Source organism: Bacillus sp. AP50 (genome assembly GCF_040492675.1).
Taxonomy (GTDB): Bacteria; Bacillota; Bacilli; order Bacillales; family Bacillaceae_G; genus Bacillus_A; species Bacillus_A cereus.
The window spans coordinates 1-6,244 of the sequence record NZ_JBEUTW010000211.1; the positions used below are offsets into that span (position 1 = coordinate 1).

Below are 6,244 nucleotides of genomic sequence, written 5' to 3' on the forward strand. Positions count from 1 at the left end.
ATATTAATTGGATAGGAGAGAATGTTATGGCAAATGTACTCGTAATAAATTTTCCTGGGGAAGGTCATATTAATCCGACTTTAGCTATTGTAAGTGAGTTAATTCAGCGAGGGGAAACAGTTGTTTCTTATTGTATTGAAGATTATAGAAAGAAGGTTGAAGCAACAGGTGCGGAATTCCGAGTGTTTGAGAATTTTCTCTCTCAAATTAATATTATGGAACGAGTAAATGAAGGTGGGAGCCCTTTGACGATGCTATCTCATATGATTGAAGCATCAGAGCGTATTGTTACTCAAATTGTAGAAGAAACAAAAGAGGAAAAATACGATTATTTAATATATGATAATCATTTTCCAGTAGGACGTATTATAGCGAATATTTTACAATTACCAAGTGTTTCATCCTGTACAACGTTTGCTGTTAATCAGTACATTAATTTTCATGATGAGCAAGAATCGAGACAAGTAGATGAAATGGATCCATTATATCAATCTTGTTTAGCGGGAATGGAAAGATGGAATAAGCAGTATGGAATGAAATGTAATAGTATGTATGATATTATGAACCATCCTGGTGATATTACGATTGTATATACTTCAAAAGAATATCAGCCACGTTCAGAGGTATTTGATGAATCGTATAAATTTGTAGGTCCATCAATTGCTACTCGAAAAGAAGTGGGGAGTTTTCCTACCGAAGATTTAAAAAATGAAAAAGTGATTTTCATTTCTATGGGAACAGTTTTTAATGAACAACCTGCTTTGTATGAAAAATGTTTTGAAGCTTTTAAAGATGTTGATGCGACAGTCGTATTAGTCGTTGGTAAGAAGATAAATATAAGTCAATTTGAAAATATCCCGAAAAACTTTAAGTTGTATAATTATGTCCCGCAATTAGAAGTTTTACAGCATGCTGATGTATTCGTGACACATGGTGGTATGAATAGTTCGAGTGAAGCGTTATATTACGGTGTTCCATTAGTTGTAATTCCGGTAACAGGAGATCAGCCATTCGTTGCAAAACGATTGACTGAAGTAGGGGCAGGAATAAGACTTAATCGCAACGAGTTAACTTCTGAATTGTTACGTGAGACTGTAAAGAAAGTAATGGATGATGTGACGTTTAAGGAGAATAGTCGTAAAGTGGGAGAGTCGCTTAGAAATGCCGGTGGATATCAAAGGGCAGTTGAGGAAATATTCAAATTAAAAATGAAGCCGTACGTAAAGATTAAATAGATGTTAAAAACACACTTACTTTTAATTTGTAAGTGTGTTTTTAGTATTACGCGTTACATGTGTTACATAAAAATAGCGATAAAGGAGAAACTTTTGTGTATATAAATCGATACCTTTGAATTAGTAGTAAAATTACGTTAAAATAATACTAAGAAAATATATAAGTTTTGGGGGTAATGAATGAAGAAAGTATTTGAATACGTATTATTAACAATTGGCTCAATTATAGTAGCAGGTTCATTAGAGCTTATTTTAGCACCTAATGGATTAGTAGATGGCGGGGTAACGGCTATTGCTATTATGGCAAATAAAGTCGCAGGATTGCCGCTTTATGGTGTGTTCTTAGGAATTAATATCCCAATTTTATTATTTACTGCAAAAATAATGGGAAAGAAATTTTTTATCCGTACATCTTATGCGAATGTAGTTACAACACTCGGATTAATTTATTTAAAACCATTTCCAGCAATTACGACTTCTGAGTTATTAATTGTACTTTATGGTGGAGTACTGTTTGGAATTGGTGTTGGGATTGTTGTTAAAATGGGTGGAGCAATTGACGGTTCGGAAATGTTAGCAGTTTGGATGAATAAACACTTTAATGTACCGATTAGTACATTTTTACTTGCAGTAAATGCAGTTATTTTCATCTTTGTTGCCATTTTATTTTCAATCGAACAAGCGATGTTCTCATTAGCAATTTTCTATATTGTTACGAAGATGATTGATTTTACATTAGATGGTATTAATCAAGGTAAGAGCGTTATGATTATTTCTGGTAAGAATAAAGAAATAGGCGATTTACTTATGAAAGAATTGCAACTATCTGTTACGTATCTACATGGAGAAGGTGGTTTTTTAGGGGAGCATAAGAGAATCATTTATTGCATTACAAACCGATTCATTTATCCGAAAATGAAAGATCTCGTTCTCTCTGTAGATCCAGCCGCTATAATCGAAGCTTCCTATTCAACAGAAACGACTGGTGTGAAACGTCCGGGAAGGAAAGCTAGGTCAGGTGAATAACTAGAAGAAGGCTGTCCAAAAAGTTATTTTGGAACAGCCTTCTTTTTTATTTTGTTGAATTGTTAACATGTTACAAGTTAAATCCACTGTTAAAAAGTTTCCTTGCAACTAGGAAACCAAGCGTCTTTTAATAATCTAGCCAACGTTTCAATTTTATTTTCTGGAATACTACCAAAGCCGAGTAATACGTATGATTCCTTACGTAAATCATTCACGAAATCATATGGAGAAAGTGGGTATAATTTAACGCTTTGTTTTTTAGCGGATTCAATCAGTTCATTTTCATTCATACTGTTATGGACACATAAAACAATATGAAGTCCGGACTGTTCGCCAAGAATTTGAACATTAGCCCCCATTTCTTTCATAATGGATTTTACTAACGCATGATGTTTTCTTTTATATAGTGTACGACTCCGATTAAGGTGACGTTCCCAATTCCCGCTTTGTATAAAGTTAGCAAAAGCAAGTTGTTGTATTGTAGCGACTGTTTGTTTGAAAATTCCATGCAGTTCTTGATATGTTTTTAAAAGGTGTGGTGGTAAAACAACATATCCCATTCGTAAAGAAGGTAAAAAAGATTTTGAGAAAGTCCCCATATAAATAACGCGTTCATTTGAATCAAGACTTTGTAAAGAAGGAATCGGCTTACCAGCGTAGCGAAACTCTCCGTCATAGTCATCTTCAATAATGTATCCGCTGCAATCATTAGCCCACTTTAACAATTCTAATCTTCTAGATAAAGGCATAATAATCCCGAGTGGAAATTGGTGTGATGGTGTAACGTATGCGACATTGGAATTTGTATTGTATAAACTAGAAATATCAATACCTTTTTCATCCAATGGTATGGGATGAATTTGTCTATCACAGCTTTTAATGATTGCGTGTATACGGTGAAATCCAGGGTTTTCAATGCCGTATTCTTTTGTAGGGCCAAGCAGTTGAAGTAGTAGCCAGAGAAGTGGCTGCGTTCCGGCGCCAATCACAATTTGATCAGGTGAAGAATGGACACCGCGAGAATGATATAAATATGTTGATATATGCTCTCGAAGAGCGAATTCACCTTGAGGGTCTTCTTTGGCAAATAGTGCATTTTCGTATGTAAGTATGGATTCTTGTAATGCTCGTTTCCAATTTGTAATCGGAAATGCATTTTGATCAATAAGTCCTTGGCTACAATCATATTCAAATTTTTCGTCTATCAAATTGCTCGTCTTCTTTGCTGCATTTCGCTTTTTATTTGGGATAACGTCAATATCGAAATTTGCTACAAAAATACCACGTTTCGGTTTACTTTCTACATAACCTTCAGCTAATAATTGTTGATAAGCTGATTCAACAGTAATGCGGCTAATATTAAGTTGTGATGCTAAATTTCTGTGTGAGGGTAGACGTGTGCCGACAGAAATAGTCCCTTGTATAATTTCAGCTTTTATATATTCGTAAATTTGCAAGTAAATAGGTGTGTTACTTTGTAATTGCAATGGGATAGTAAAATCCATATAAAACTCTCCTTTAAAACTGGCCTTATAAAAAACACTTAAACTGTCACTTAAGTGAAGGGCAGTTACTTTCTATAATAATGATATAACATTTAGAAAATTAAATAAATAGTTAGAGGAGAGTTAAAAATGAATGTTAAAGAAGTAGTAACAGAAGAGCAATTACATGAAGTATTACCTGTTTTACAGCAATTACGAATGAAACTTTCAAAAGAGGAAACAAGCTCTTTATTTCGAAATATGAAAGAAGAAAATTATAAACTATTTTCGCTGCGTAATGAGAATGATGAAGTTGTTAGCCTTGCAGGTGTAGCGATTTGTACGAACTTTTATAATAAGAAACACGTTTTCGTATATGACCTTGTAACAGCAGAAGCACATCGTTCAAAAGGACATGGGAAAGTATTACTCTCGTATATAGAGAACTGGGGAAAGGAAAACGGATGTGAGTCTATCGTCCTCACGTCAGCATTTTCAAGAATTGATGCTCATCGTTTTTATGAAAGAGAAGGGTATGATAAGGTGAGTTATTCTTTTTATAAAGAATTATAAAAAATAAGAAGAAGCTGTCCTGCAAAAGTTGGGAACAGCTTCTTCTTATTTTTTAAGTTATTATTGAACCGTAAATAGGTTGTAAGTTATGGTATATGTATTTGAAAAGGTTATATAGTGTATTTTGTCGAATTGTTTTAATTTAATAAAGAGGATGATTGGAGCGCTTATACTTGAAAAAAATAAAGAAACTATCAATCCCTAATGATGCTAGAGTTATTGTCATATCTGATATTCATGGAGAATTAAATCTTTTAAAAGAAGCACTACATAAAGTTAACTTTAAAGATGAAGATTATTTAATTATTAATGGAGATCTTTGCGAGAAAGGACGAGATAGCGTAGGCGTAGTAAACTACGTTATGAATCTTGTAAAGAACAATTCAAAGGTTCACGTTGTTGAAGGGAATTGTGAAGTTTTAGTTGATGCTCTTCTAAATGAAAATCCTGGTCTTATTAATTATTTATGTACGAGGAAGCATTCAATTTTTAATGAATGGCTAGAGCAATTGGGTTTTTCAGTTCATGAGGGCACTTCAATTCGTGAAGTGAAAGAAGCATTGTTAAGTGAATTTTCACAAGAACTATATTGGCTAACAGAGTTGCCAACAGCGATTGAAACAGAAGATTATATTTTTGTGCATGCCGGTCTAGAAGATAGAGTAGATTGGAAAGAAACTGAGCGCAAAAATGCGATAGCAATGCCGGAGTTTTTCAATCAATCACATAAAGCAAATAAGTATGTAATAGTCGGTCATTGGCCTGTCGTGAACTATTCTGAAGAAGCACCGTCTAATAATCCAGTTATTGATAAGGAGAAAAAAATTATTGCAATTGATGGAGGAAATGCAATTAAAGAAGCAGGGCAATTAAACGTATTTATTATTCAGAGGAAACAAACGGGCGATACGTTTTCTTATACATATGTAGACTATTTTCCAGAGTACGAAGTAATAGCGGATTTTAATGCGAATTCAGAAATGCAGGGCGGAGTGACATATCCGTATTATTACATAGAGCCTATCGAGAAGATGCAAGATTACACCGTATGTAAACAAAAGGAAACGAATAATGTGCTCACTGTAAAAAATGAATATATGAAACAACTTAAGTCAGGTGAATATACAGTGAAAACCGATATTTCTTGTGCGCAAATAAGCGTTAGGAAGGGAGATATCGTTTCTCTCATTGATGATAGCTGTTCAGGATATGATTTAATTAAAAAAGATGGCGTAGAGGGTTGGATAGAGAAAGGGATTTTAGTTGAGATAGAAAAAGTGAAAAATAAAACATTAAGCTGAAATAGGAGGGATATAACCTCCTATTTTTTTAAAGGAGTAGATTGCTTGCTGTCTTTAATAAGTAAATAAATCGTACTTGGCAGAATGATAAGCGTCATTCCTAAAAGAATTGCTAGTATAGCATAACCTCTATAGGGAGCAGAAACGATAAAAGGAAGTATCGCTAAAAAAATACCTGCTATCATCATTGAAATACTACTAATATTTGAAGCTCTTTTTTCAAGGTGCTTATCATTCCATTCTAATGAAACGGTTGATTTAGTCGTATCAATTTTGGAACTGAAATAACCTATTAATATAAATAAAAGCCCTAATGCTAAAAATATGAAATGATCAAGAGGAAGTGAAAAGCCAAGAGCGATGAGGGCGATGACAATATCGACAAAAAATAAGAATAGTAACATTGTGTTGCCGATCCAATGGAGAAATTTCTGGTTACTCGCTGCTTTAGATAAAGCTAAAAATACAAAGAATAAGAAGGAACATATAATTATATTTACGATTACAAAAGTGCTTTTATCCATTGTTAATGTAGGCGTTCCATTAAAGTCCCATTTCGTAACAATACTTAATGGTAAGAAGAAATAGAGAATAATATTTGTCGTAACAATAGTAAGAAATAAAG

General features: G+C 33.6%; 6 protein-coding genes. 4 read left to right on the top strand and 2 right to left on the bottom strand.

Translation table 11 applies throughout. The features are described from left to right. Positions 1–26 precede the first annotated feature (26 nt). Entirely contained in the window at positions 27–1,235 is a 1,209-nt protein-coding gene (locus tag ABWK52_RS16770) for a macrolide family glycosyltransferase (protein ID WP_061654775.1), read from the top strand. 180 nt (positions 1,236–1,415) lie between these two features. Next, entirely contained in the window at positions 1,416–2,261 is an 846-nt protein-coding gene (locus ABWK52_RS16775; RefSeq protein ID WP_218272664.1) for a YitT family protein, read from the top strand. 89 nt (positions 2,262–2,350) lie between these two features. Here ABWK52_RS16775 and ABWK52_RS16780 read toward each other — a convergent pair whose 3' ends face one another. Next, entirely contained in the window at positions 2,351–3,766 is a 1,416-nt protein-coding gene (locus ABWK52_RS16780; RefSeq protein ID WP_000348036.1) for a PLP-dependent aminotransferase family protein, read from the bottom strand. A 129-nt stretch (positions 3,767–3,895) separates the two neighbouring features. Here ABWK52_RS16780 and ABWK52_RS16785 point away from each other — a divergent pair, with 129 nt between their 5' ends. After that, complete coding sequence (locus ABWK52_RS16785) at positions 3,896–4,318, top strand: GNAT family N-acetyltransferase (RefSeq protein ID WP_001101112.1); 423 nt, start codon at positions 3,896–3,898, stop codon at positions 4,316–4,318. Between the two features lie 173 nt (positions 4,319–4,491). Then, positions 4,492–5,619 carry a metallophosphoesterase gene (locus tag ABWK52_RS16790; RefSeq protein WP_000721385.1) on the top strand — a complete coding sequence of 376 codons (1,128 nt, stop codon included), beginning with the start codon at positions 4,492–4,494 and terminating at the stop codon, positions 5,617–5,619. A 20-nt stretch (positions 5,620–5,639) separates the two neighbouring features. Here the strand turns inward: ABWK52_RS16790 and ABWK52_RS16795 are convergent. Further along, positions 5,640–6,244 (bottom strand): DUF1648 domain-containing protein (locus tag ABWK52_RS16795; RefSeq protein WP_353772014.1); only part of this gene is annotated, 605 nt, incomplete at its 5' end.

Excerpts from the sequence above, each read along its gene's own strand:
- ABWK52_RS16780 (WP_000348036.1), bottom strand. The coding sequence starts at position 3,766 with ATGGATTTTACTATCCCATTGCAATTACAAAGTAACACACCTATTTAC.
- ABWK52_RS16775 (WP_218272664.1), top strand. The coding sequence starts at position 1,416 with ATGAAGAAAGTATTTGAATACGTATTATTAACAATTGGCTCAATTATA.
- ABWK52_RS16770 (WP_061654775.1), top strand. The coding sequence starts at position 27 with ATGGCAAATGTACTCGTAATAAATTTTCCTGGGGAAGGTCATATTAAT.
- ABWK52_RS16785 (WP_001101112.1), top strand. The coding sequence starts at position 3,896 with ATGAATGTTAAAGAAGTAGTAACAGAAGAGCAATTACATGAAGTATTA.